The sequence below is a fragment of the Desulfosoma profundi genome, assembly GCF_055387865.1.
Map to the genome: position 1 here is coordinate 2,308,832 of NZ_AP042420.1, position 21,956 is coordinate 2,330,787.

At 57.7% G+C, this 21,956-nt stretch carries 19 protein-coding genes and 1 pseudogene; 7 read left to right on the forward strand and 13 right to left on the reverse strand.

What is annotated here, in order from left to right; genetic code table 11:
- Positions 1-161 precede the first annotated feature (161 nt).
- Positions 162-347: a hypothetical protein gene (locus ACZ5K9_RS09980; RefSeq protein ID WP_464271190.1), complete on the forward strand. Its 186-nt coding sequence runs from the start codon at positions 162-164 to the stop codon at positions 345-347.
- A 70-nt stretch (positions 348-417) separates the two neighbouring features.
- On the opposite strand, the gene ACZ5K9_RS09985 is transcribed toward ACZ5K9_RS09980, so the two are convergent.
- Genes ACZ5K9_RS09985 through ACZ5K9_RS09995 form a run of 3 tightly spaced genes read right to left on the reverse strand, consistent with a single transcriptional unit; the run spans position 418 to position 3,325 of the window.
- Positions 418-2,076 carry a SidJ-related pseudokinase gene (locus tag ACZ5K9_RS09985; protein ID WP_464271191.1) on the reverse strand — a complete coding sequence of 553 codons (1,659 nt, stop codon included), beginning with the start codon at positions 2,074-2,076 and terminating at the stop codon, positions 418-420.
- Positions 2,073-2,873, reverse strand: a complete 801-nt coding sequence (locus tag ACZ5K9_RS09990) for a histone deacetylase family protein (protein WP_464271192.1) — start codon at positions 2,871-2,873, stop codon at positions 2,073-2,075. The genes ACZ5K9_RS09985 and ACZ5K9_RS09990 overlap by 4 nt, the downstream gene beginning before the upstream one ends.
- Positions 2,867-3,325 (reverse strand): hypothetical protein, encoded by a 459-nt coding sequence (locus ACZ5K9_RS09995; protein WP_464271193.1) that lies wholly within the window; start codon positions 3,323-3,325, stop codon positions 2,867-2,869. Before ACZ5K9_RS09995 ends, ACZ5K9_RS09990 begins: the two co-directional genes overlap by 7 nt.
- 242 nt (positions 3,326-3,567) lie before the next feature.
- On the opposite strand from ACZ5K9_RS09995, the gene ACZ5K9_RS10000 reads away from it, so the two are divergent.
- The 4 genes and pseudogenes from ACZ5K9_RS10000 (at position 3,568) to ACZ5K9_RS10015 (ending at position 9,538) form a co-directional block, all read left to right on the forward strand.
- The gene (locus ACZ5K9_RS10000; RefSeq protein ID WP_464271194.1) at positions 3,568-4,221 is read left to right on the forward strand and encodes a TetR/AcrR family transcriptional regulator; all 654 of its coding nucleotides are present in this window, start codon (positions 3,568-3,570) and stop codon (positions 4,219-4,221) included.
- A gap of 183 nt (positions 4,222-4,404) precedes the next feature.
- Positions 4,405-6,264, forward strand: coding sequence for an acyl-CoA dehydrogenase (locus ACZ5K9_RS10005; protein WP_464271195.1), 1,860 nt, complete (start codon positions 4,405-4,407; stop codon positions 6,262-6,264).
- An 18-nt stretch (positions 6,265-6,282) separates the two neighbouring features.
- Positions 6,283-7,479: a thiolase family protein gene (locus tag ACZ5K9_RS10010; protein ID WP_464271196.1), complete on the forward strand. Its 1,197-nt coding sequence runs from the start codon at positions 6,283-6,285 to the stop codon at positions 7,477-7,479.
- A gap of 12 nt (positions 7,480-7,491) precedes the next feature.
- Positions 7,492-9,538 (forward strand): annotated as a pseudogene (locus ACZ5K9_RS10015) (3-hydroxyacyl-CoA dehydrogenase NAD-binding domain-containing protein).
- 367 nt (positions 9,539-9,905) lie between these two features.
- Here ACZ5K9_RS10015 and ACZ5K9_RS10020 read toward each other — a convergent pair.
- The 3 genes from ACZ5K9_RS10020 to ACZ5K9_RS10030 all read right to left on the reverse strand — a co-directional run bounded on the left by ACZ5K9_RS10020 (position 9,906) and on the right by ACZ5K9_RS10030 (position 13,387).
- Complete coding sequence (locus ACZ5K9_RS10020; RefSeq protein WP_464271197.1) at positions 9,906-11,216, reverse strand: ThiF family adenylyltransferase; 1,311 nt, start codon at positions 11,214-11,216, stop codon at positions 9,906-9,908.
- 374 nt (positions 11,217-11,590) lie between these two features.
- Entirely contained in the window at positions 11,591-12,973 is a 1,383-nt protein-coding gene (locus tag ACZ5K9_RS10025) for an ammonium transporter (RefSeq protein ID WP_464273956.1), read from the reverse strand.
- A 75-nt stretch (positions 12,974-13,048) separates the two neighbouring features.
- Positions 13,049-13,387: a P-II family nitrogen regulator gene (locus tag ACZ5K9_RS10030; protein WP_464271198.1), complete on the reverse strand. Its 339-nt coding sequence runs from the start codon at positions 13,385-13,387 to the stop codon at positions 13,049-13,051.
- 343 nt (positions 13,388-13,730) lie between these two features.
- Here ACZ5K9_RS10030 and ACZ5K9_RS10035 point away from each other — a divergent pair, with 343 nt between their 5' ends.
- Positions 13,731-14,792: a glycosyltransferase family 9 protein gene (locus ACZ5K9_RS10035; protein WP_464271199.1), complete on the forward strand. Its 1,062-nt coding sequence runs from the start codon at positions 13,731-13,733 to the stop codon at positions 14,790-14,792.
- 240 nt (positions 14,793-15,032) lie between these two features.
- Here the strand turns inward: ACZ5K9_RS10035 and ACZ5K9_RS10040 are convergent, their stop codons facing one another.
- From ACZ5K9_RS10040 to hpt, 4 genes are read right to left on the reverse strand one after another with little or no spacing between them, the layout of a single operon-like run.
- Positions 15,033-15,314 (reverse strand): HU family DNA-binding protein, encoded by a 282-nt coding sequence (locus ACZ5K9_RS10040; protein WP_464271200.1) that lies wholly within the window; start codon positions 15,312-15,314, stop codon positions 15,033-15,035.
- A 32-nt stretch (positions 15,315-15,346) separates the two neighbouring features.
- Positions 15,347-16,627 (reverse strand): serine--tRNA ligase, encoded by a 1,281-nt coding sequence (gene serS / locus ACZ5K9_RS10045; RefSeq protein ID WP_464271201.1) that lies wholly within the window; start codon positions 16,625-16,627, stop codon positions 15,347-15,349.
- Between the two features lie 21 nt (positions 16,628-16,648).
- A complete protein-coding gene (locus ACZ5K9_RS10050) occupies positions 16,649-17,455 on the reverse strand; it encodes a zinc-ribbon domain-containing protein (RefSeq protein ID WP_464271202.1) in 807 nt (268 codons plus the stop codon).
- On the reverse strand, positions 17,439-17,999 hold the full coding sequence (gene hpt, locus ACZ5K9_RS10055; protein WP_464271203.1) for a hypoxanthine phosphoribosyltransferase: 561 nt from the start codon (positions 17,997-17,999) through the stop codon (positions 17,439-17,441). The genes ACZ5K9_RS10050 and hpt overlap by 17 nt, the downstream gene beginning before the upstream one ends.
- Before the next feature lie 217 nt (positions 18,000-18,216).
- Here hpt and ACZ5K9_RS10060 point away from each other — a divergent pair, with 217 nt between their 5' ends.
- Positions 18,217-18,435, forward strand: a complete 219-nt coding sequence (locus ACZ5K9_RS10060; RefSeq protein ID WP_464271204.1) for a NifU family protein — start codon at positions 18,217-18,219, stop codon at positions 18,433-18,435.
- 92 nt (positions 18,436-18,527) lie between these two features.
- Here the strand turns inward: ACZ5K9_RS10060 and ACZ5K9_RS10065 are convergent, their stop codons facing one another.
- Genes ACZ5K9_RS10065 through dxs form a run of 3 tightly spaced genes read right to left on the reverse strand, consistent with a single transcriptional unit; the run spans position 18,528 to position 21,674 of the window.
- Positions 18,528-18,986: a 23S rRNA (pseudouridine(1915)-N(3))-methyltransferase RlmH gene (locus ACZ5K9_RS10065; RefSeq protein WP_464271205.1), complete on the reverse strand. Its 459-nt coding sequence runs from the start codon at positions 18,984-18,986 to the stop codon at positions 18,528-18,530.
- A gap of 11 nt (positions 18,987-18,997) precedes the next feature.
- Positions 18,998-19,792 carry a TlyA family RNA methyltransferase gene (locus ACZ5K9_RS10070; protein WP_464271206.1) on the reverse strand — a complete coding sequence of 265 codons (795 nt, stop codon included), beginning with the start codon at positions 19,790-19,792 and terminating at the stop codon, positions 18,998-19,000.
- Positions 19,764-21,674 carry a 1-deoxy-D-xylulose-5-phosphate synthase gene (dxs, locus tag ACZ5K9_RS10075; RefSeq protein ID WP_464273957.1) on the reverse strand — a complete coding sequence of 637 codons (1,911 nt, stop codon included), beginning with the start codon at positions 21,672-21,674 and terminating at the stop codon, positions 19,764-19,766. The genes ACZ5K9_RS10070 and dxs overlap by 29 nt, the downstream gene beginning before the upstream one ends.
- Positions 21,675-21,956: the final 282 nt, after the last annotated feature.

The following is a 21,956-nucleotide window of genomic DNA, read 5'->3' on the forward strand; positions in this document are numbered from 1 at the left end:
GGTATCCGAGACGTCGTATGACGGGCGGAAAGCCGTAGTGAATGGGAGCCGCCGGCTGCTGTGGCGGTGTCCGACGGAGAGCGGATAACACACGGCGAAGCGGTGAGAACCAAAGAGACCACCTCGCCGTCGTCCGCATGCGGTGGAAGGAGAAAAGACTGATGAATGAAGCCGTGCAGCGCCTGATACAGGCTACGCGCCAGCTCATGGATTACATGGAAAAGGAATTTGTTTTTGATAAATTGGGCGATGCCGGTTGTGGCGGGGTTGATCCGCACCGCTCCGAACAATTCGACGCCTTGGTGCGCGCCGTCCAGGAAGCCCTACAAGCCGTCGACGGACACTGAACCCCGGCGAAAGGGACTCGGGCGCTGACTTTCCTCGGCGTCTGAAACCGAGGAGGTCACTCCCGTCTTTTCAGGGAGCGGGGCTTGGATGGTCGCAATAAGCCTGAGGGACTCCGGATTTTTGGGCACGCAGGTAAAAGTGGCGGCCGCTCAGGCACAGGGCTGCTGCCGCTCCGACAAAATGGATCATTTCAGGCAGCGATATCCGGTCATTGAAGGCGCCGAGGTGCGGTCCCGTCAGCAGCACGATGTCTTCTTTGCCGCGGACGAAACGGCGGGCGTCCTGGGGGGAATACCCGCGTTCTTCCAAGAATGCCCAAAATTCTTCATCCGTCATGAGTTCTTGGTCGGCGACGCGGAGAATTTCTTCCATGTGCCGGTCTACACCCATTTCCTCGATCATCCTTTGGCTCAATCGGTCGAGATCCGCCGGGGTGTCTGGCGGAGCGTCCCCGCCGCTGAAGGCCTTGTAGTAGGCTCGAAAAACCGATTCGATGACCTTTCCAAGAAAGGCCCCGTCAAACCATTCGCGAACATCCACTATGGTCCCGTCGGGTTGACGTCCCCGAAGCCGGCGGTCCCGATTCCTGAAATAGCTTCCCGCGACGAGGCAAAAGCTCAGAAAGTGCATTCCGATGGCCTCGTGCAGAGAAAAGCCCCCGGTCCCTACGGGTTCCAAATGTTCCAAATCCCGCACCCCGGATTCGCCGAAATTTGGATAATCGCAAGATTCCAGCCATCGATCCAGTCGGCCCCCTTGAGGCCATCGGTATAGGCCGCGGTCTTCGCGGCGATGCCTTTGGACTCGATTATGAAATAGGGGTATAGGGGCTGTATGGACGATCCCCGAGGATGCCAAAAGCCCGAGAACTCGAGCGCTCCGCACCATGGTGGAAAGAAATGCGGCCTTGGACGGCATGGAGCCGTTTCTCGGCTGGTTGGGATAGGCAAAATAACCTGGCGGGGCCGTAAAGGTGATCGCCCAAACGGGACCGCGGTGCGGTTCCGAGCATGCTCGGGGGAGACCCAGTCCTTCGAGGGATTCCAGTTGGAAGAGCCAGGGGCCTTCGGCGCTCAAAGGTTGGGGAAGCTCCACCGTTTCTCCATCCACAAGGTGGGGGTTTTCTTGAAGAAGGCGCATCCAGTGGATCTCGCGGGATAACGCCCGGGCGGCCTCCGGTTCCCCCGCCGTTTTCACGATGAAGAGGCGTCCTGAGGCCGGGTTGTAGGCCCAAAGGCTTCGGCCGCAACGATGCCAAGGCTTTTGAGCGCCCGACACCCACGTCCGGAAACAGGGATGATTCAGGGACATGGTCGGAACATCTTCCGGATTGGTGTCTGGCGGCAGGAAAGCGGGAGCCACGGACACCGAAAGCGCTCCCAAAGCCTCGCACGATGCCCGTTGGCAGGCGCCTTGAGTCTCTATGCACAACCGTTCCAAAACCCTCCGGGCGTGCACGGCGACATCCAGGCGTGGAGACCCTTCCACGAGGTCCCGGAGCACCAGAGCGGTCTCGCGGCTGAAAAAGTAAGCTTGCCTTTGAGCCTGATACGGTTCATGGGTTAAAAGTTTCCGAAGAAGACGCACCGTGCCGTGATCCACAATCTCCGGGCTGCAATGGACCACGTGGCGCAAGTCCTGGACTTTCAAAAAGGCGGCGCTGAAATCCGTTGGTGGGCCGCTCAGTTCCCGCTTGAGGTGTTCCAGTTCTCGGTGTCTCGGGATCATGACCTGGTGAAATGGGGGATTTCGATCCAGTCCTTGCCTTCCAGACCCTGGCAGAAAGCCAGCACGGCCTTCCCCAACTCGTGAGGCATGTACCCTCCCTCTAGGGTCGCAAACACCTTGCCGGAAGCTTTTCGGCGCGCTGCTTCCCCGACCTCGCGGCCGATCCGATGATAGTCCCTGTTGGTGAGCAGTCCGCCCCAATCTTTGATGTGCATGTCAAACCCTGCGGAGACACTCAGTATGTCCACCGAGGGCAACTCCCGCAAGAAAGTTGTGATCCGCTCAACGAAGCCGTCTTTTTCCGCGGAAGACACATCCAGAAAGAGGAAGCGAGGGTCTCCTGCCAGAATTTCCGCTGTGCCGTCGCCACGGTGCATGTCAAAGTCGATGACGGCCGCGCTTTGGATCAGTCCCTGATCCATGAGGGCCAGAAGAGCGACGGCCATGTTGTTAAAGAAACAGAAGCCTCCATAACGGTTTCGGCCTGCATGATGTCCCGGTGGACGGACGGCGGCGAAGACGGGACATTGTGCGGCGGCGGCAAGCCGGGCCGCCCAAATGGCGCCCCCGGCGGCCCATGTGGCTGCGTCCCAGACAGCTTTGCCTTCCAGCTGCACCTGGATCAAATGATCCGCACAATGAGCCCTCAGAAGATCGTCCTTGGTGGCCGCCTGCGGCTGCACCACCTCATAATGTCCCTGGAGTTTTCCCATGATGGATCGGACCCGAGCGGGCGTTTCGACGGCGCCCGTGGGATACCGTGCGAGATAAGCCTCGTGAAAGACCACTTTCAGCATCTCAAGGAATCCGTCGTGCTTGCTTGCGAACCCTGCGTTTCAGCAGAAGCTTGGATCCGCGATTCAACCATCTCTTTGAGCTTTTCGGCAATCGTATGGTAGACCCTCAGGGTATCCGGTGACCCGTAGCCTTTGTCCGCATGGATGAACACCGGTTGTCCTGTGCCGTACTTGAGTTTCGAGGACACGACCACGTACGGGATGTGGCGCTCCTTGTCACATTCATGGACAAGCTGGATGAAATGGCCTCGGATCAGGATCAGATCCGGCGTTTGAAACTGCGGGTGCATATGGTAGGCAAAAGCCTCTTCTCTGGGAAACTGGCGGATTTCCACGTCAAGACCATGTCGGGCGCAGATTTTTTCTAGCAATTTTCCATCGAGGCCGCAATGAAGCATGTAGAGCAGGAGGCGTTTTTGAGGTTTTTCCCTTGCGTGTTGTCCCGTCGTCATGGCCGGCCCTCCTGCGGTGACATCTGCATTGTCTCTTTGACTATAAACAAAGTGCCGTCTTGAATCACCTGGATTTGCGTCACCACGGGCTTAGATCGGGGGGATCGCCGCCGACGTTTTCCCCATAAAGTCCCCGAGGTGGCCGAGGGTCGGTGAAGTTTTTCTCTTGACAGGAGCAGCCGGGTAAGTTTAATCAGCACATGAATGATGATTCATTCATGAACCGACCTCGTGGAGCCACCATGGCGGAAGAACGCACCAACCACAAAAATTCAGACAAAAGACGTCGGATTCTGGATGCCGCAGTTAAGGTCTTTGCGGAAAAAGGCTTCTTCCAGGCCAGGGTTTCCGACATCGCCCGCAAAGCAGGCGTCGCCGACGGGACCATTTATCTCTATTTCAAGAACAAGGACGATCTCCTCATCAGCATCTTCGAAGAGAAGATGAAAGAGATCAACGTGAAATTCCGTGAGGCTTTGGCTTCCGAAACCGACCCCCTCGAGCGGTTTCGCAAGCTCATCGCCATGCATCTTGCCGGATTTCAGGCGTACCCGGAGCTGGCGGCGGTGCTCCAGGTCGAACTCCGTCAAAGCAGCCGGTTCATGCGGGAATACAAAAAAGTGGAACTCAAGAAGTATTTGGACCTCATGGGCGATGTGGTCCAAGAAGGCCAAGCCCGAGGCGTGTTCCGAAAGGACGTGCCCCTGGGATTGGTCAAGAGGTTCATTTTTGGGACCCTGGACGAGGTCGTCTCCACATGGGTCATGGCCGGGCGTTCCTATGATCTGGAATCCCTGACGGATCCTCTGACGGATCTTTTCGTTCACGGACTTGGCGAACCAGCCGGCGGTCCACGGGGGGCGGCATCCAGGGAGTCACCTTCCCCGGGCCCCTGACGGCATCCCGACCCCGGGGCTCAAAAGATCCACGATGGGATCCGCCGCGCCGAGGATTGTGTCAGGGCACAAGCTGCGGCCAAGAGTGCAAAGAGGATTTTCAGGGTCCAAACAGACAGCGCTATCTTGCCATAAACGATTGTTACACGGACGGTAGTTATCCCCGAAAAGGAGGACACGCTCATGAAGCTGCTTGTGGACGAGAGAGATCTCAAGTTTGTTCTTTACGAACAGTTGGGTATCGAGGATTTGTGTAAATATCCTCTCTTTTCCGAATTTTCCAAGGAGACTTTCGATATGGCCTTGGAACAGGCGGAAAAGCTTGCGGAACAGGAATTCTACCCCACCAATAAGATCGGGGACAAAGAAGGATGTCGTTTTGAAAACGGCGTCGTCAAGGTTCCCGATGCCTTTCACCAGCCCTACCGGCTGTACTGCGAAGGCGGGTGGTTGGCCATGGCCGACGATCCCGAGGTGGGTGGCCAGGGCTTTCCCTTTGCGGTGTCCAACGCGTGTGTGGAATTTTTTGCTGCCGCGAACTGGGCGTTGCTCATGTATCCGGGCCTGACCCACGGTGCTGCGCGATTGCTGCAAAAATACGGCACGCCGGAACTGCAGGAAAAGTACATGTACAAGATGTTTTCCGGCGAGTGGGGTGGCACCATGTGCCTGACGGAAGCCGGGGCAGGCAGTGACGTGGGCAACCTGCGCACGCGGGCGATCCCTCAAGGCGACGGCACCTACAAGATCGAGGGCCAGAAGATCTTCATTTCCTCAGGCATGCACGATCTCACGGAAAACATCGTCCACATGGTGCTTGCCCGTATCGAAGGTGCTCCCAAGGGCACCAAGGGGATTTCGATCTTCCTGGTCCCGCGGCTGCTGGTGGACGACAACGGCAATCTCGTGGACAACGATGTGAACTGCGGCGGCATCGAGCACAAAATGGGCATTCACGGATCCGCCACCTGCGTGCTGAATTTCGGCGAAAACGGCAAATGTGTGGGTTACCTCATGGGCGAGCCCAATAAGGGCATGCGCATCATGTTTGATATGATGAACGAAGCCCGGCTTTTTGTGGGCATGCAGGGCCTGGCGCACGCCAGCACGGCGTATCTCCACGCGCTGCAGTACGCCAAGGAACGGGTCCAGGGCACGCCCGTAGAAAAGATGAAGGATCCCGGCGCCGACCGTGTGGCCATCATCAACCATCCGGATGTGCGCCGCATGCTCATGTTTATGAAAGCCAGCACGGAAGGTTTGCGCGCCCTCATGCATCTTGCGGCCTACTGTCTCGATCGCGTGCGGGTGGCGGAAACCGATGAGGAACGGGACCTGTATCAGGGCTATGTGGATCTTCTCATTCCCATCTGCAAATCTGTGGGCAGTGATCTGGGGTTCCGCGTCTGCGAGACCGCTGTGCAGGTTTACGGCGGCTATGGCTACACGTCCGAATACCCGGTGGACCAGTTCTTGAGGGATTGCAAGATCGCCTCCATCTACGAAGGCACCAACGGCATTCAGGCCCTGGATTTGGTCGGTCGGAAGATCGCCATGAAGCGCGGGCTCCTGTTCAAGAACGCGGTCAAGTTCAGTGCCGAGTTGACGGCCAAGTTCCGCAAGAATTACCGCATGCGGGAAATGATCGAGATTTACGAGGAAGCCGCCGAAAACCTTATTCAGGTCACCAAGTTCTTTGGGCTCAAGGGCATGACTGATGAATTTCATGTGCCCATCCTCTATGCCAAGCCCTACCTGGATCTTTTCGGCGATGTCACCCTGGGCCTTTTGCTCCTGTGGCAGGCCTACATCGCGGATCGCAAGCTCCACGAAATCTACGCCGACCATGGGGCCAAGGACGATAAAGCGCGACAGGCACTGGTGGCGTCCAACCGGAGTGCCGCCTTTTACGCCGGCAAGATCGCTTCGGCCAAATTCTGGATGACCCAGGTGCTCACCCAGGCCTCCGGCAAGGCGAGGGCCATCATGTTGAGCGATAAGTCGCCTTTGGAAATCCCGGAAGATAGTTTTGCTCTTGTCTAAAACCAAGGAGGACATCTCATGAAGGCAAGGGACGTGGTTTTAGTGGATGGAATTCGAACGGCCTTTGGAAAGGCCGGCGAAAAGGGCATCTTTTGGATGACCCGTGCCGATGACATGGTGGTCAAGGTCATTCGCGAACTGTTGCGGCGAAATCCCCAGGTGAAGCCGGAAATGGTGGAAGAAAACGTGTGGGGGGCCACCACGCAAGAAGGGGATCAAGGCTTGACCATGGGACGCACCACGGCCATTCTCGCTGGACTTCCGGTGTCCACGGCGGGCTTTTCCGTGGATCGTATGTGCGCCGGCGGCATGACGGCCGTCACCTGTGCCGCTTCGGAAATCGCTCTCGGCTCCGTGGATATTGCCATCGCCGGCGGCGTGGAGCACATGGGCCATCATCCCATGGGCGCGACTGCGGATCCCAATCCGCGCTTCATTGCGGAAAAGATTGTTTCCGAAGACGCCTTGGTCATGGGCAAGACTGCCGAAAACCTCCATGACATGTTTCCCGAAATCACCAAGCAAATGGCCGATGAATACGCATTGCTGTGCCAGAGAAAAGCCTACAAAGCTTATCAGGACGGCATCATCCAGAAAATGATCGTACCCATGACGGTCTACACGAAAAACGGATGGGTTGTGGCGGACCGCGATGAACAGCCCCGTCCGGAGACGACCATGGAAGCTTTGGCCGGTTTGAAAACGCCGTTCCGGGTCCAGGGCAAGGTCACCCCCGGCAATGCGTCCGGCTTGAACGACGGCGCCTGCGGCGTGTTGCTCATGTCGGCGGAAAAGGCCAAGGAATTGGGCCTTAAACCGAAAATGCGGCTGGTCGGTTACGCCTATGCCGGGGTCAAGCCTGAAATTATGGGCTATGGTCCCGTGCCGTCCACCAAGAAGGTGTTGGAGCGCACCGGCCTTAAGTTCGACGACCTCGATGTCATCGAACTTAACGAAGCCTTCGCAGTCCAGGCCGTCGTCTTCATGAAGGAATTCGGCATGAAGTTCCCCGACGACAAGCGCCTCAACCCCTATGGGGGCGCCATCGCCTTCGGCCATCCTTTGGCTTCTTCCGGCCCGCGGCTCATGATTCACCTCATGCATTACTTCGAAGCCCATCCGGAAGCGCGCTACGGCCTGGCGGCCATGTGCGTGGGACTTGGCCAGGGTGGATCGGTCATTTGGGAAAACCTTCAAACCGCGAAGTCCGAATAAAGGGGGATTGTCATGGGCGAACCGGTGACCAAGTTTTTCGTAAACTTCTGGAATTCTCCCGTGGGCACACTGGCCATTGTGACCATGGACAACGGGCACGATTACAAAAAACCCAACGTGTTCAGCGAAGCCGCCCTCATGTCCCTGAACGAAGCCATCGATACCGTGCTGGCCCACAAGGACGTGAAGGGACTCATGCTCACAGGAAAACCCTACATTTTCGCCGCCGGTGCCGATCTGACGCAGGTGCCCTTTGTGACGACTTTCGAGCAGGGCTACCAGATCGGCAAAGCAGGCCATACCATCATGAAGCGCCTCATGGATCTGCCCTTCCCGACCGTGGCGGCTTATAACGGCGTCGCCTTGGGTGGCGGATTGGAAATCGGCCTCTACTGCAACTACCGGACGGTGGCCCGCAGTGTGCCGGCCATGGGCTTCCCTGAATGCTTCATTGGGCTCGTGCCCGGTTGGGGAGGCTGCACCCTGGCGACCAAACTCTTGGGTCCCGAAAAGGCTTTGGAGCTCGATTATCTTCAACGCGCTCAATCAAAACCGCATGATCGACGGTTCTCAGGCCTATGCCATGGGCCTTGCGGATCGTTTGTTTGACGGCGCGGAATTCTTCGACGATTCCCTGCGCTTTCTCATGGGAATCATCGCCGGAACGGAGAAAGTGGAACGACAGGCTCCGAAAACCACGAACCTCAAAGCCGCCATCGCCAAAGCCAAGGAATTCGTGGATAGCAAGGTGCATGGAGCGGCTCCGGCCCCCTATCGAGCCATCGAACTCATCGAAGGGGCGGTCAAATGGAGCGTGGACGAGGGATTTGAAGAAGAAAACAAGGCCTTGGGAGACCTCATCAAGACCCGCCAGTGCAAGTGCTCCATCTACTCCTTCGATCTGGTGAATCGCTACGCCAAAAAGGTCAAAGGCGTTCCCGACGCCAAGCCGAAACCCATCAAAAAGGTCGGGATCATCGGGGCCGGCCTCATGGCGTCCCAGCTGGCCCAGCTGTTTATCTATCGGCTCGGCGTCCCCGTGGTCATGAAGGATATCAAACAGGAATTCGTGGACAAAGGCTGCGCCTATGTTCGCCAGGAATTTGAAAAAATGGTGGAAAAAGGGCGCATGCCGGAAGCCCGCGCCCGTTACCTGTCCAGCTTGCTCCACGGCACTCTGAGCTATGACGATTTTGCCGATTGTGATTTCGTCATCGAAGCCGTCTTCGAGCAGATGGACATCAAGAAAAAGGTGTTCGCCGAGGTGGAGGCTGTGGTGGGTCCGGAGTGCATCCTGGCGACCAATACCTCCTCGTTGAGCGTCACCGAAATGGGCGCGGACCTGAAGCATCCCGAACGCGTGGTGGGCTTCCATTTCTTCAACCCGGTGGCCGTGCTGCCACTGGTGGAAGTGATCAAGACCCCGCAGACCAACGACCTCACGTTGGCCACTGCCTTTGATCTCGCGAAGAAGCTCAAAAAGACGGGCGTGCTTGTCAAGGACGCACCGGCTTTCCTGGTCAACCGGATCCTGACCAAGATGCTGGCCGACTGTCTAACCATGGTGGACGAGGGTGCCGATTTCGTCCAGGTGGACGAGGCCCTTCTCGGTTTGGGCCTGCCCATGGCCCCGTTTGACCTGCTGGCCCTGGTGGGATTCCCCGTGGCCTATCATGTGGCGGAAACCTTGAACCATGCTTTTGGATCCGAGCGCTTCCCGCTCAACGCCAACTTCAAGAAATTGGTGGATGCCGGCAAAAAGAGCATCTATGTGCCCGGATCCAAGATCAAGAAAGTGGATCCCGAAGTGGAAAAGCTTTGGGTCAAGAAAGGTCAGAAAGAGTTTCATCCCGACGAGATCCGCGATCGCGTCCTGAGTCAATTGGCCAAGGAGATCGACCTGATCCTCAAGGAAAAAATCGTCGACAGCTCCCGAGATGTGGATCTCGCCATGATCATGGGGGCCGGATGGCCGTTTTTCATGGGCGGCATCACCATGTACCTGGACATGGCGGGTGTCACTCCCAAGGTGCTGCAGAAGGTGTTTTTCAGTTTCTAAGCACCGATAGGGGATGGATCGGAACATATCTTTCGACCGGTCGATGATGGGGGGACAGCCTGCTGTGCCCCCCACTCGCGCATGCAATTCCAAAAACGCCCGTGAGCATCGCCCGGTGCGGGCCGGGGCTTCCGCGACCGCATGGGAAAGACCCCGCGCTGCCGAGTTTCGGAAAAATGGCAGCCGGTCCCTGGAGTCGCCGCCGCACCGGCCGACCATGGGACGGCAGGGTGGTGCCCGACGGGCAACGGTTTTTGGAAAAGCATGACCCGATCCGGCAGGAGGGGCTGGGAGAGGGTGTCAGGGGCGGCGCCGCACGGGGCCGCCTTTTTCCATTGTGATCGCACACATTCAAGGGACCGACTTATCAATGGGTCGTCAAGCGGAGCCCGTGTGTTTCCGACGATTCATAGAACACGGTGCCCGGATTTTCCCCGGAAAGCAGGCGGCGGAGGATATCGGCCATCAACGCGCCGATAATCTGGTTGCTCATGACCACGGAAGGGTCCGCTTGAACGAGGCACGAGGCTCGGGTTTCGGCGGCTTGTCCCGAGGGGCCGCCGGCTGGGGGGCTTTGTCTGGCCGTGCGCCTCGTCAGGGCGAGGCGATCCATGTGGAGAAGTTGCGCCGGGGTCTCATGGCTGCGGCGTGGATGGTAAGCGACCACCTGGCCCTTGTCGGGGCCGGTCCCCCCGGAAATGAGGATTTTTCCCTCCTCCTGAGCCCGCCGACTGAGAAGCAATCGGGTTTCAAAGTTATCCACACAATCCAACACCGCATCGAACGGTGTCAACTCGCTTTGCGCATCAAAGGCTTCAGGGATGCCGCGAGCCCGGGCTCCGAAAAACGTGTTGAGGCGATGGGCCAGCGCAGGGGCTTTCATGGCGCCCACATCGTGAGCGAAAAAGATTTGGCGGTTCAAATTGGTCACATCCACCCGGTCGGGATCAAAGAGGGTCAGCTGTCGGCACCCGGAAAGCACAAGGGTTGAAGCGGCGAAATTGCCCAAAGCGCCTGCGCCGACGACGGCGATATGGATGTTTTCCAAAGAAGCTGCGGCTGTGCGGCGGACATACTCCACGACGGCGACACTTGGAGGATCTCCAAAAAGAATCCTTTTGAGCTCTTCCAAGGCCACACCGGCGGCGGCCATGGCTGTGGCGGGATCGTTCCATTCCGCTGCGGTGAGGGATTTCCGAGAGATCATGGTGCGGATCATGGCCGTTTCCCTGCCGGTGACATAGCTCCACAGGCGAAATCCGGACGTATTGCCTTCCGTCAAACATCGAACCGTGACCAGAGGTGTGGATCTTTCCCGAGCCGCGTTGAAAAGGATCTTGTTGCTGAGTCCCAGTTGAGAAAAATCCACGAGCACGGTGCAGGGGGCCAAGAGGTCGGCGACGGCCGGGTGAGTCAGCCAGCCATGAAGGTGAGCCAGCTCGATGCCAGGATCAAGGGTGTGAGCCAGTTTGACGAAAGTTTCGTGAAGCTGCGGACAGACGACAACGAACCGTCGAATGCCCAAAGCGACGGCAGCGGTCAGGAAAAAAGACGTCGGGAAGGGGCCGCTTCCAACCACGCCGATCACGGCCCGAGTCAACTTGTCCTGACGCCAGCCGGGAATCAACTCCTGGCGGTGGTGCCGCATCTGGAGTGTGGAATCGGCACCTTTGACCATGATCTTTGATTTTCCTTCACACCTTTGAGGAATCTTCGCCCGTTGACGAAGCGCTGTGTCTTATTGTCGCTTCCCTTCCGCCCTCTGGAAAGCGCACTTTTTGGCTTATGCTCCGCACCCACCCGACTCGGTTCATCCTTGATTGGGACCGGCTTTCAAGACCCGCCTGACCACACGACGACTCTGGTTGTTCACAGGCCGAACATCCCCTTGGGTGGGGGAGATTCTCGTTTCTTCGTTGGTGTGGAAGATCCGTGCCCCTTCATTCGAGTGGCAGGTCCGCCGGCGATGACATACGGATGCTTGAGAAAACCGCCCTGCGTTCGACAGGCGGTGTCGGGCTCTCACCCGACATCCGCCTTCATTCAACGAATTTACGTTTGCGCTTTGGCGGGGTGGGTTTTCATGGCGTAAGCTTTTTCCATCTTTGTCGCGTTCAGTCCTGCCATTGCCGGGGTTCCGGCCACCATCACGAAGTCGGGATAAGCGCTTTCCCCGTGTTCGCCGACGTCCAGTCCCTCGATTTCTTCTTCCACGCTCACCCGAAGCCCTATGGTTGCTTTGATTATTCGGAACATAAGGTAGACGAGGGGAAACGTCCACAGGAAAGCCGCTCCTGCCCCCAGGGCCTGGACGCCCAGCTGACTCCAGGAAAAGCCTTCGATATGAAAGATCGCGGCGGAGAGTGTTCCCCAGACCCCGCACACCCCATGGACGGAAACCGCCCCGACAGGATCATCAATGCCGAGTCGATCGATGGCCATGACGGAAAGCACCACAAGGATGCCCGCCACAAACCCGATGGCAACCGCACTGGTCGGACTCACATTATTGCACGGAGCGGTGATTCCGACGAGTCCCGCCAGAGCGCCGTTGAGCGTCATGGCCAGGTCGGGTTTCTTGGTGATGGACCAGATGGTCATGAGCGCCCCAACGACCCCGGCCGCCGCCGCCAAGTTGGTGTTCACGAAAATCCACGCAATGTCCTTGATGCCCGCTGTGGTGGAGCCGGGATTGAAACCGAACCACCCGATCCACAGAATAAAGACGCCCAAGGTGGCCAGAGGCAGATTATGGCCGGGGATGGCCCGAGGGCGTCCGTTGGCGTCGTATTTCCCCAAACGAGGCCCCAAGACCAAAGCCCCCGCCAGCGCTGCCCATCCGCCCACCGAATGGACCACAGTGGATCCGGCGAAATCAATGAAACCGAGACTTTCCAGCCATCCCTTGCCATGGAAAAGGCCTCCCCAGGCCCAGCTCCCGAATATGGGGTAGATGAACGCACTGATCACAAAGCTGTAGATGAGGTACGCGACAAACTTGGTCCGCTCGGCCATGGCGCCCGACACAATGGTGGCCGCCGTGGCACAAAAGACCACCTGAAACATCCAGAAGGCCAAAACCCATGGATCTTCGCCGTGGACATAATCGGACAGAAAGAAGCCGGATGTGCCGATCCATCCCCCCATGGTGGTGCCGAACATCAGCCCGAACCCGATGGCCCAAAAGGCCAAGCTGCCCACACAGAAATCCATCAGATTCTTGAACATGATGTTCACGGCATTTTTCGCCCGGGTAAATCCGGTTTCCACAAGGGCGAACCCGGCTTGCATGAAAAAGACCAGGGCGGCGGCGATCAACGTCCACACGTAGTTGAGGTGTGTCTGAACGTCGGCTGCCGTGGCCTCTTCGGCCCCGGCAATGGAACCGAAAACAGGGGTTAAAAGAAAAAAGAAGGATAACAAAGTTTTTTTCATCATGGCCCGATCCTCCCAGATCTTCCGGTATTTTCCTTGACGTCGCCAGAAAGCGAGAACGAAAGAGAAGACTTTTTACAAGGCCCCGACTCCCGTTTCCGCCGTGCGGATGCGCACGGCCTCGTCCACCCCGCTGATGAAGATCTTTCCGTCTCCGATCTTCCCCGTGTAGGCCGCCGAACGGATGGCTTCCACGACGCGGCCCAGCAGATCGTCGGGGATGACGACGGTTATTTGGAGCTTGGGGACGAAATCCACGCGATATTCAGCACCTCGGTAGAGCTCCACATGCCCTTTTTGACGCCCGAACCCCTTCACTTCGCACACCGTCATGCCTTGGACGCCGCAGCCCAGTAAAGCCTCCTGAACCTCACCCAGTTTGAACGGCTTCACGATCGCTTCCACCTTCACCATAGGTTTTCCTCCTTTGCACCAGCGAGATAAGGTATTCCAACGGAGCTGCGGCACACCCGCCGTGGACCATGTGCGGGATGACCGACGGCGCGCCCACGGGCACGAGCCGAAACCGCCATCCCCTCCAGGGCCACCGGAGGGTTGTCCCTTCGATCCCCCGTTGGAATCAGAACGCCCGGTCCGGCCGGCGTGGACGTTCCGGTTGTCCAGAGCGGACGACCGCTTTCCAAGGCAAGAGGCTTGCCAAAACCTTCGGCGAGGTTGTAATAGGTCGAAAATCTTTGAAAAAATATGGTGACGGGTGTTCTTCGAAGATTTTTTTTGAGGTCATAAAGGAACAAAAATGTCTCAGGATGACGCCTTCGTGGGATTTTGGCACCAAGGGGCGTTGGGCGATTTTGTCCTCTTCACCCCCGTTTTGGACGCTTGGCATGAAGTGTTTCCCCGTACGGCTTTTGCCCTATGGACGCATGGATCGTATCGGGATCTTTTGGTCGGCAAGCCGTATCCGGTAGTCGTCGAGTCCCCGCAGGATCCGTTGTGGCTGTCGCTTTTTACCGACGGTGCGTGCCAAAAATCGTCCGTTCCCGATCTCCTTCTCCGATGCCGGGTGTTTTTCTGGGTGGGACAAAAAAGTGCCTTGCCTGCCGTGGAGAGCCTGAGGACACGCCTTGGGTGTCCGGTGCATTGGGTCCAGTCCTTTCCGGACGGATCGATCCGGGAACCGGTCACCCGATTTCTCGTCCGGCAATTCCAGGCTCTCGGCTTTTCGCTCGCCGAGAAACTTCCTAAGGTTTTCGGGGACACCGCGGCAAGCGAAGCGGCTTCCTGGCTTGGGGCACAAGGACTTTCTTCCGGCCGGTACGGAGTGGTCCATTTAGGGAGTGGTGGTTTGAAAAAGGTTTGGCCCATCCGCCGGTGGCGGCACTTCTTTGAGGAAACCCAAGGTTTCTATGGCAGTCCGGTGGTGATGCTTTCAGGCCCTGCAGATGGGGTTTTGGATCCTTTTCTCGAGCGGTTTTCCGAAAAGTGGGGATGGCCGATATTCCGGAGCGCCGACCTGAGAGCCCTCACAGGCGTGATGCGCAGGGCGGCCTTTTTTGTGGGCTGCGATTCGGGCGTCTCCCATGTGGCCGCGGCCATGGGGGTGCCCAGTCTGGTGATTTTCGGTCCGACGGATCCCGTCGTGTGGGCCCCTCGGGGAAAACACGTCAAAGTTTATCAGGACACGTGGGATCCGGGAGAAGCGCTTCACTGGGAAGCGGTTCACGGTTCGTCAATGCGTCCCGACGTGCTCCAAGCACTCATGGAAGTCATGAAATTGCGGCCGTTCGCGCGGAGGCTTTCGGTCAGCGCCTGCTCTGGAAACGTATACGACGACGGAAAGCCGGATCGCGGCGCATGAGGCGTACCGGCGTCCGATTTAGGGGCTCTGCGGGGAAGGGCGGTTTTACGCCGACCGTCTGGGCGTTTGGTCTTTGTCGGGCAGGATGGTGGAGACAGATTCTTCTGGAGTGACAGGCACTGTGCCCGCACCTGGAGTCGGCAAAACCGGGAAAAACAGCGGGGAGCCGGCTCATCTGCGCTATGGATTGCGGATGGGCCGGCTCCCCTGTGAGAACCCGGTCGTCTTTCCAAGCGGAACCTAAGTCCGGCTGTCCACGCGCTCCTTCAGTTCTTTGCCGACCTTGAAAAAAGGCAGGCGTTTGGGGCGGACTTCAATGAGCTCCCCGGTTTTGGGATTTCGGCCTTTGTAACCCTCGTAGTTCTTGACTTTAAAGCTGCCGAATCCCCGAATTTCTACGCGGTCACCTTGGATCAAGGCCCTCTCCATACTTTCGAAGGTGACGTTCACAGCCAGTTCCGCGGCTTTGAGGGTAATCCCCTCAGCTTTGGCTAAGGCTTCAATGAGTTGGCTTTTCGTCATGGCAAATGCTCCTTGTGCGCTTCCTCGCAACTTTACCGGCGGGGGGTGATCCTTTCCAAACCATGGAGATAGGGACGGAGGACTTCGGGGATGACCACCGTGCCATCGGCCTGCTGATAGTTTTCCAGAATGGCCACGAGGGTTCTTCCTACGGCCAGTCCGGAACCGTTGAGGGTATGGACCAGTTCGGTTTTCTTTTTGCCTTTTCGGCGGAACCGGATGTTGGCACGTCGGGCTTGGAAATCTTCAAAGTTGCTGCACGATGAAATTTCCCGGTAGGTCTTCTGACCCGGGAGCCACACTTCGATATCGTAGGTCTTGGCGGAGGAGAAGCCCAGGTCCCCCGTGCACAACACCACAACGCGGTAATGCAACCCCAGTTCCTGGAGGATGGTTTCTGCGTTCTGCAGGAGGGTTTCCAGTTCGTCGTAAGAGTTTTCCGGTTTGACCAGTTTGACGAGTTCCACCTTGTTGAATTGATGTTGACGAATCAAGCCTCGAGTGTCTTTGCCGTATGACCCCGCTTCGGATCGAAAACACGGAGTATAGGCGGTGTAGTACTTGGGCAGGTCGTCTTCTTCCAGCGTTTCATCCATGTGGATGTTGGTCACGGGAACTTCCGCCGTCGGGACAAGGAAATAATCCCAACCTTCCAGCTTGAAGAGATCTTTCTCGAACTTGGGGAGCTGCCCCGTGCCGGTCATGGCCGTTCGATTGACCATGAAGGGCGGGAGCACTTCCGTGTAACCGTGCCGGGTGGTATGCACGTCCAGCATGAAGCTGATCAAGGCCCGTTCCAGGGCGGCGCCCGCCCCCCAATACAGTGTAAAACGCGCTCCGGTCATCCGAGCAGCCCGTTCGAAATCCAAGATGCCCAAAGATTCCCCAATATCCCAATGGGGCTGAGGTTCGAAATCGAACGACGGGGGGGTGCCCCATGTCTTGATGACGGGATTGGCGCGTTCATCTGCACCGATCGGCACGGATTCGTGGGGAATGTTGGGGATGAACATGAGGATCTCCCGGAACTGCTCCTCAATTCGATCCAAATCCGATTCCCGTTCCTTGATCCTCTGGGACACGCCCTTCATGCGTTCAATGATGTCTTCGGCGTCAGCGCCCTCGCGTTTTCGGCGCGCGATCTCTTCGGAGGCTTTATTCCGTTCGTGCTTGAGCTGCTCGACCTCCTTCAGCAAGGCCCGCCGTTCCTCATCCAATTTGAGGAATGGCGCCAAGTCCATGTCTAGGTGCCGGTCTTGAAGCATCCGGGCCACTCGATCCACGTTTTCACGCACGAACTTGAGATCCAGCATGTGTTTCCTCGCGGTTCCGAATTATTTGTCCGCCTGGGCGTTCACGACTTCTACGCTGTAGTCGGAAAGCACGCTCAATTCAGGCAAATTGTGGAAAACGATCATAAAGGGGACCTTGCCCATGGATGGAATGTGGACGTTGCTCAGGTCCTTGCCTTCTCGGTTCATCATGGCGTTTTGAATTTGGGTCATCTCCATGCGCGTCAGCTCGTCGCGGGTCATCACATTGCCGCAATAGGCTTTCTGCACCTGGGCGGGTTGTTTCTCCGTGGTGTAAAGCTTCCCTTCCACGAGGACGAAACTTACCGGCCCTCCCGATTCATTGACCGCTTTGCCTTCCACCACAAAAATCTGTCCTGCCGAGACGTTTTCCAGAAAATACGCGCGGATGTCAGGATCGATGGTGACCTGAGGAATGCCCACGGATGTCAGCGGGGTCTGTTGACTCTTGTCCTTCCCAGGAAACAGAGTGCCTTTGAAGTACAAATAGGCGACCGCTGCGGCGATTCCCAGCACGACAACGGCCAGGACCGTGTACGTCACGGCACGACCCGCCCGCGGCCGTTCCCTACCTGCGGACGGCCGAAGAACCCGAGTTTCGGGCCTCGCCACGGGAATCGCTTCTTCGGGTTCCTGGCCGTGGATCCGCTGCGGTTCCTCAGGAACCGGAACCTCGGGTTCAAAATCCGGCTCAGGTTCAGGCTCCGAAGTGCGACGAACCACAAAGGTGTGACCACATCGGGTACATCGGGCTTTCACCTTGTCCTTGTGGAGCCTCTTGGGATCCACACGGTACTTGGTTCCGCACAATTCACAACTGACCAGCATGACCACCCTCTACCGCATCGAAAACCACTTCGTAGATGCCCTGAAGCCCCCGGTATTTTTCAGCGAAATCCAAGCCGTAGCCAACGACGAATCCCGATGGGATCCGAAAGCCCGAGTAATGGACAGGGACTTCCGCTATGCGTCTTTCGTACTTGTCGATCAAAGCACAGATCTTGACCGTGCGTGGATGGCGGCGCTGCAGATGTTCGATCAACCAGCGCATGGTGACCCCGGTGTCCACAATGTCTTCAACCACGAGCACTTCTCGACCGTCGATGGGACATTCCAGGTCTTTGGACAGGGTGATGCCGCCGGAAGATTCCGTGGAGGCGCCGTAGCTGGCGATCCGAATGAAATCCACTTCTGCGGGGATTTCCAAGCGGCGGACGAGATCGGCCAAAAAGATAAAAGCCCCTTTGAGGACGCCCACCAACAGGAGATCTCGACCTCGATAGTCGCTGCTGATCTGTGCCGCCAGTGCCTCGACTCGCCGCTGGATCTCTCCATCGGAAATCTTGAGCACCAACCGATGTGGGATGTTCATGCCCGTCCTTTCCCGAAAGTCGGCGTCGAGGATCTTTGAGTCAAACGGTTCCCAACCTAACGAAAAAAAAACCAAAGGTCAATCGCTGTCTTTTCTTAACTCTTTAAAACCATTCACAATAAAAATTGTGCCCTGTGCCTGTTTAGCGTTTGCGTTGTGCGGGTGGAAGTCTTAATAATGAGACGAATACAATCTGCGAACATGAAGGAGAAAGAGCATGCGTGATCAAGTGGAAAAGGCCTTGTCGAAGATCCGCCCGATGCTCCAACGGGACGGGGGCAATGTGGAACTTGTGGATGTGGAAGGATCCGTCGTCAAAGTGCGTCTTGTGGGAGCGTGCCATGGATGTCCCATGAGCCAGATGACCTTGAAGGCTGGTGTGGAAAGGATCATCAAACAGGAAGTGCCTTCCGTCACCGAAGTCATCGCCGTCTAAAGGTGGGGGAAGTAACGGATCCGAGTTTTTCCGGCCGGTTATACCAGCCTCGAGCGCGAAAGGCTGAGGGGGCGGTGCGGCAGCGGGCCCCCTCAATGTCCCTTATGATACGGTTCACCGCGGAGAATACTGAAGGCTCGGTAGGTTTGTTCGGCCACCATAAGACGCGCCAGGTCATGAGGAAAAGTCATTGGGGAGAGGGAAAAGAGGTGGTGAGCCGCTTCCTTGACCGCCCTCGAGAGCCCCATGGGTCCTCCAAGGATCATCCAGAGGTCGAGTCCCGCCGTTTGCATCCTGTTCAGAAAATCGGCGTACTCCATGGAGGAAAGGACTTTGCCCTTCTCGTCCCACACGATCATGACCCCTCGGCCGGAAACGACCTCAAGAATTCGATCTGCTTCCTTGTCCACCACGGCTGTTGCATCCACTTTGGGTGCCACTCGTTCAGGGCGCACCACATGGACTTCCACACGCGCATAATGGCCGATCCGTTCCAGGTATCGGTCAATGGCCCGCTGCATCTCCGGAAAAACCGTTTTTCCCACAAACACAAAATGTATCTTCATGGCGGAGGGGACGGCGACCGCATCTGAGCCGTTTCCGTGATTTCAGTCTCCGGCCCGCGTCGTGCAGCGAGGAGAAACTCTCGGTTCCCTTTGGGCCCGAGGATAGGAGACGGGGTCACGCCCAGCACATCGAATCCCAAGACCTTGGCCGCGGCGGCCACGGATTGACATACGGCATCCTGGACGGCCGGGTCTTTGACCACCCCGCCTTTGCCCACGTGTTCCCGGCCGGCTTCGAATTGAGGTTTGATGAGAGCGACGAAAAAAGCTCTCGGGGCGAGGAATTCCACAACCTTGGGAAGCACCAGCCGAAGGGAGATAAAGGAAACGTCCACGACGGCGCAGTCGATGGGTTCCGGGACGGCGGATCGGTTCAAATATCGAATGTTTTGACGTTCCAGAACGACAATCCGCGGGTCTTGGCGGAGCTTCCACGCCAACTGCCCGTAACCCACGTCCACGGCGTACACTTTTCGCGCACCGCGTTGGAGCAGGCAGTCCGTGAAACCTCCCGTGGAGGCGCCCACATCCATGGCCACGAGATGGGTGACATCCAGGCCGAAGTGGTCCAAGGCGTGGGCCAACTTGATGCCACCTCGGCTCACATAGGGATGGTCTTGACCCTGAAGCTCGATAAGAGCGTTTTCGGGAACCTTTCGACCCGATTGTGTCAGAAGCCTTCCGTCCACCCGGACACAGCCCGCCAAAATGAGAGCCTGCGCTTTTTCCCGGCTGGGCGCCAGACCGCGTTGCACGAGAATCTTATCTAACCGCTCGGATCGGGATGTCATGGACTTGGGAAACGGTTACGGCTTTTCGGACACTCCGGGCGATTCCCTCCGCATCCAAACCCAATTCCCGACGAAGCACCCGCAGGCTGCCATGAGGCACAAAGCTGTCAGGGATTCCAAGGCGTACCATGCGCCGCGGCGCAATGCCCTCATCGCTCAGAGCTTCCAAAACAGCGCTGCCAAAACCGCCTTGTCGCACGTTCTCTTCAACGGTGACCAGCACAGGCGTCCGCCGCGCCCATTGGCCGATGAGCTCCACGTCCAAGGGTTTGATAAACCGGGCGTTGATGACGGCGACATGGATCCCTTCCCGAGCAAGGATCTCTGCGGCCGCCACGGCTTCCGGCACCATGGCGCCCACCGCCACCAGCGCCGCGTCGTCGCCTTCCCGGAGCAGCTCGCCGCAGCCGATGGGAAGTTCCATGAGCTGCGTATCCAAGGACACGCCCAATCCTTGCCCTCGGGGATATCGCAGGGCGATGGGGCCCTTGTGGAGGAGAGCGGTTTTCAGCATGTGGCGCAGTTCATTTTCGTCCTTGGGTGCCATGACCACCATGTTGGGGATGTGCCTGAGGTAAGACAGATCAAACACCCCATGGTGAGTGGGCCCGTCTTCACCCACAAGCCCCCCTCGGTCCATGGCGAACACCACAGGAAGGTTCTGCAGGCACACGTCATGGACAATCTGGTCGTAGGCGCGCTGCAGGAAGGTGGAATACACGGCCACCACAGGGCGATACCCTTCCACGGCGAGTCCCGCGGCGAAGGTCACGGCATGCTGTTCGGCGATCCCCACATCGAAAAACCGCTTGGGATACACTTGGGCAAAAATATCCAACCCGGTGCCTTGGGGCATGGCGGCGGTGATGGCGACGATGCGGGGATCATTTTCGGCCAATTCGGTGAGGCACCGGCCGAAAACCGACGTGTAGGAAGGAATGTCCTCCTTTTTCGTCTGTCCGGTATTCGGGTCAAAGCAGCCCACGCCGTGAAACCGCGCGGGGTCGCATTCCGCAGGGTGGTAGCCCTTTCCCTTGGTGGTTCCCACGTGGATGAGCACGGGGCCTTTGAGTGACTTGGCGGTTTCAAACGTTTCAATGAGTCGATCCAGCCGGTGGCCTTTGACCGGGCCGATATACTGGAAACGCAGCGCCTGGAAAAGCATTCCGGGAGTGAAAAACGCGAGAAAGGATTCCTCACTTTTTTTCAGCAGCTGCAAAATGTTGGATCCCACTCCGGGAATGGATTTGAGGGTGCTTTCCATCTCGCGCTTGAGGCTCATCACCGTGCGGCTGGACAACTTGTGGCTGAGAAAGGCGGACAAGGCGCCCACGTTCGGCGAAATGGACATTTCGTTGTCGTTCAACACGACGATCAAGTCCCGCCCCAAGTCACCCGCATGGTTCAGGGCCTCAAAGGCCATCCCTCCGGTCATGCTGCCGTCCCCGATCACGGCGATGATCCGACTGGGACATCCTTTGAGGTGCTTTGCGCTCGCCATGCCCAGGGCGGCGGAAATGGACGTGCTGGCATGCCCCGCCCCGAAAGCGTCGTAGCGGCTTTCGTCCCTCTTGGGAAACCCGCTGATGCCCTGCCATTGACGCAAGGTGTGGAATCTGTCACGCCGACCGGTGACCAATTTATGTGTGTAGCACTGGTGGCCCACGTCCCACACGATGCGGTCGTTGGGAGCGTCAAACACATAGTGGAGCGCCAAGGTAAGTTCCACGACACCCAAGTTGGGCGCCACGTGGCCCCCGGTGCATGCCGTGGTGTTCACAATGACCCGTCGGATTTCTTCGGCTAAAGCTTCCAGTTCCTTGATGGACAGCCGCTTGAGGTCCGCCGGGGAATTGATGGTCTGCAGCAACAATGTTCCCATGTCTTTGGGTTTGGATTTTTGGCCCGAATTGGATTCCACGTCGATGGCCTGCTCCTTTAGTGTTGCCCTGAGCAAATGGAGTCTTCATGGACTCTGCATCAAAGGCCCTGCAGGACGAGACCTTTATGCCATGAGACTTCCGCCCGTATGATCTTACGCACGCCCCTCGCCCGCACGCCCATAATCACCCGCAGAAACCGATTGCTCCGCTCCCCCGCCTTTATTCCCTCAACGGCCCGAGGTCTTGCTCATCGTGAGGCCGTCGTCCGTAGGAAAAAGTCT

Bases quoted from the DNA above. Each gene is read 5' to 3' on its own strand.
- ACZ5K9_RS09980 (WP_464271190.1), top strand. From the start codon at position 162: ATGAATGAAGCCGTGCAGCGCCTGATACAGGCTACGCGCCAGCTCATG.
- ACZ5K9_RS09985 (WP_464271191.1), bottom strand. From the start codon at position 2,076: ATGATCCCGAGACACCGAGAACTGGAACACCTCAAGCGGGAACTGAGC.
- ACZ5K9_RS09990 (WP_464271192.1), bottom strand. From the start codon at position 2,873: ATGCTGAAAGTGGTCTTTCACGAGGCTTATCTCGCACGGTATCCCACG.
- ACZ5K9_RS09995 (WP_464271193.1), bottom strand. From the start codon at position 3,325: ATGACGACGGGACAACACGCAAGGGAAAAACCTCAAAAACGCCTCCTG.
- ACZ5K9_RS10000 (WP_464271194.1), top strand. From the start codon at position 3,568: ATGGCGGAAGAACGCACCAACCACAAAAATTCAGACAAAAGACGTCGG.
- ACZ5K9_RS10005 (WP_464271195.1), top strand. From the start codon at position 4,405: ATGAAGCTGCTTGTGGACGAGAGAGATCTCAAGTTTGTTCTTTACGAA.
- ACZ5K9_RS10010 (WP_464271196.1), top strand. From the start codon at position 6,283: ATGAAGGCAAGGGACGTGGTTTTAGTGGATGGAATTCGAACGGCCTTT.
- ACZ5K9_RS10020 (WP_464271197.1), bottom strand. From the start codon at position 11,216: ATGGTCAAAGGTGCCGATTCCACACTCCAGATGCGGCACCACCGCCAG.
- ACZ5K9_RS10025 (WP_464273956.1), bottom strand. From the start codon at position 12,973: ATGAAAAAAACTTTGTTATCCTTCTTTTTTCTTTTAACCCCTGTTTTC.
- ACZ5K9_RS10030 (WP_464271198.1), bottom strand. From the start codon at position 13,387: ATGGTGAAGGTGGAAGCGATCGTGAAGCCGTTCAAACTGGGTGAGGTT.
- ACZ5K9_RS10035 (WP_464271199.1), top strand. From the start codon at position 13,731: ATGTCTCAGGATGACGCCTTCGTGGGATTTTGGCACCAAGGGGCGTTG.
- ACZ5K9_RS10040 (WP_464271200.1), bottom strand. From the start codon at position 15,314: ATGACGAAAAGCCAACTCATTGAAGCCTTAGCCAAAGCTGAGGGGATT.
- serS (WP_464271201.1), bottom strand. From the start codon at position 16,627: ATGCTGGATCTCAAGTTCGTGCGTGAAAACGTGGATCGAGTGGCCCGG.
- ACZ5K9_RS10050 (WP_464271202.1), bottom strand. From the start codon at position 17,455: ATGCTGGTCAGTTGTGAATTGTGCGGAACCAAGTACCGTGTGGATCCC.
- hpt (WP_464271203.1), bottom strand. From the start codon at position 17,999: ATGAACATCCCACATCGGTTGGTGCTCAAGATTTCCGATGGAGAGATC.
- ACZ5K9_RS10060 (WP_464271204.1), top strand. From the start codon at position 18,217: ATGCGTGATCAAGTGGAAAAGGCCTTGTCGAAGATCCGCCCGATGCTC.
- ACZ5K9_RS10070 (WP_464271206.1), bottom strand. From the start codon at position 19,792: ATGACATCCCGATCCGAGCGGTTAGATAAGATTCTCGTGCAACGCGGT.
- dxs (WP_464273957.1), bottom strand. From the start codon at position 21,674: ATGGGAACATTGTTGCTGCAGACCATCAATTCCCCGGCGGACCTCAAG.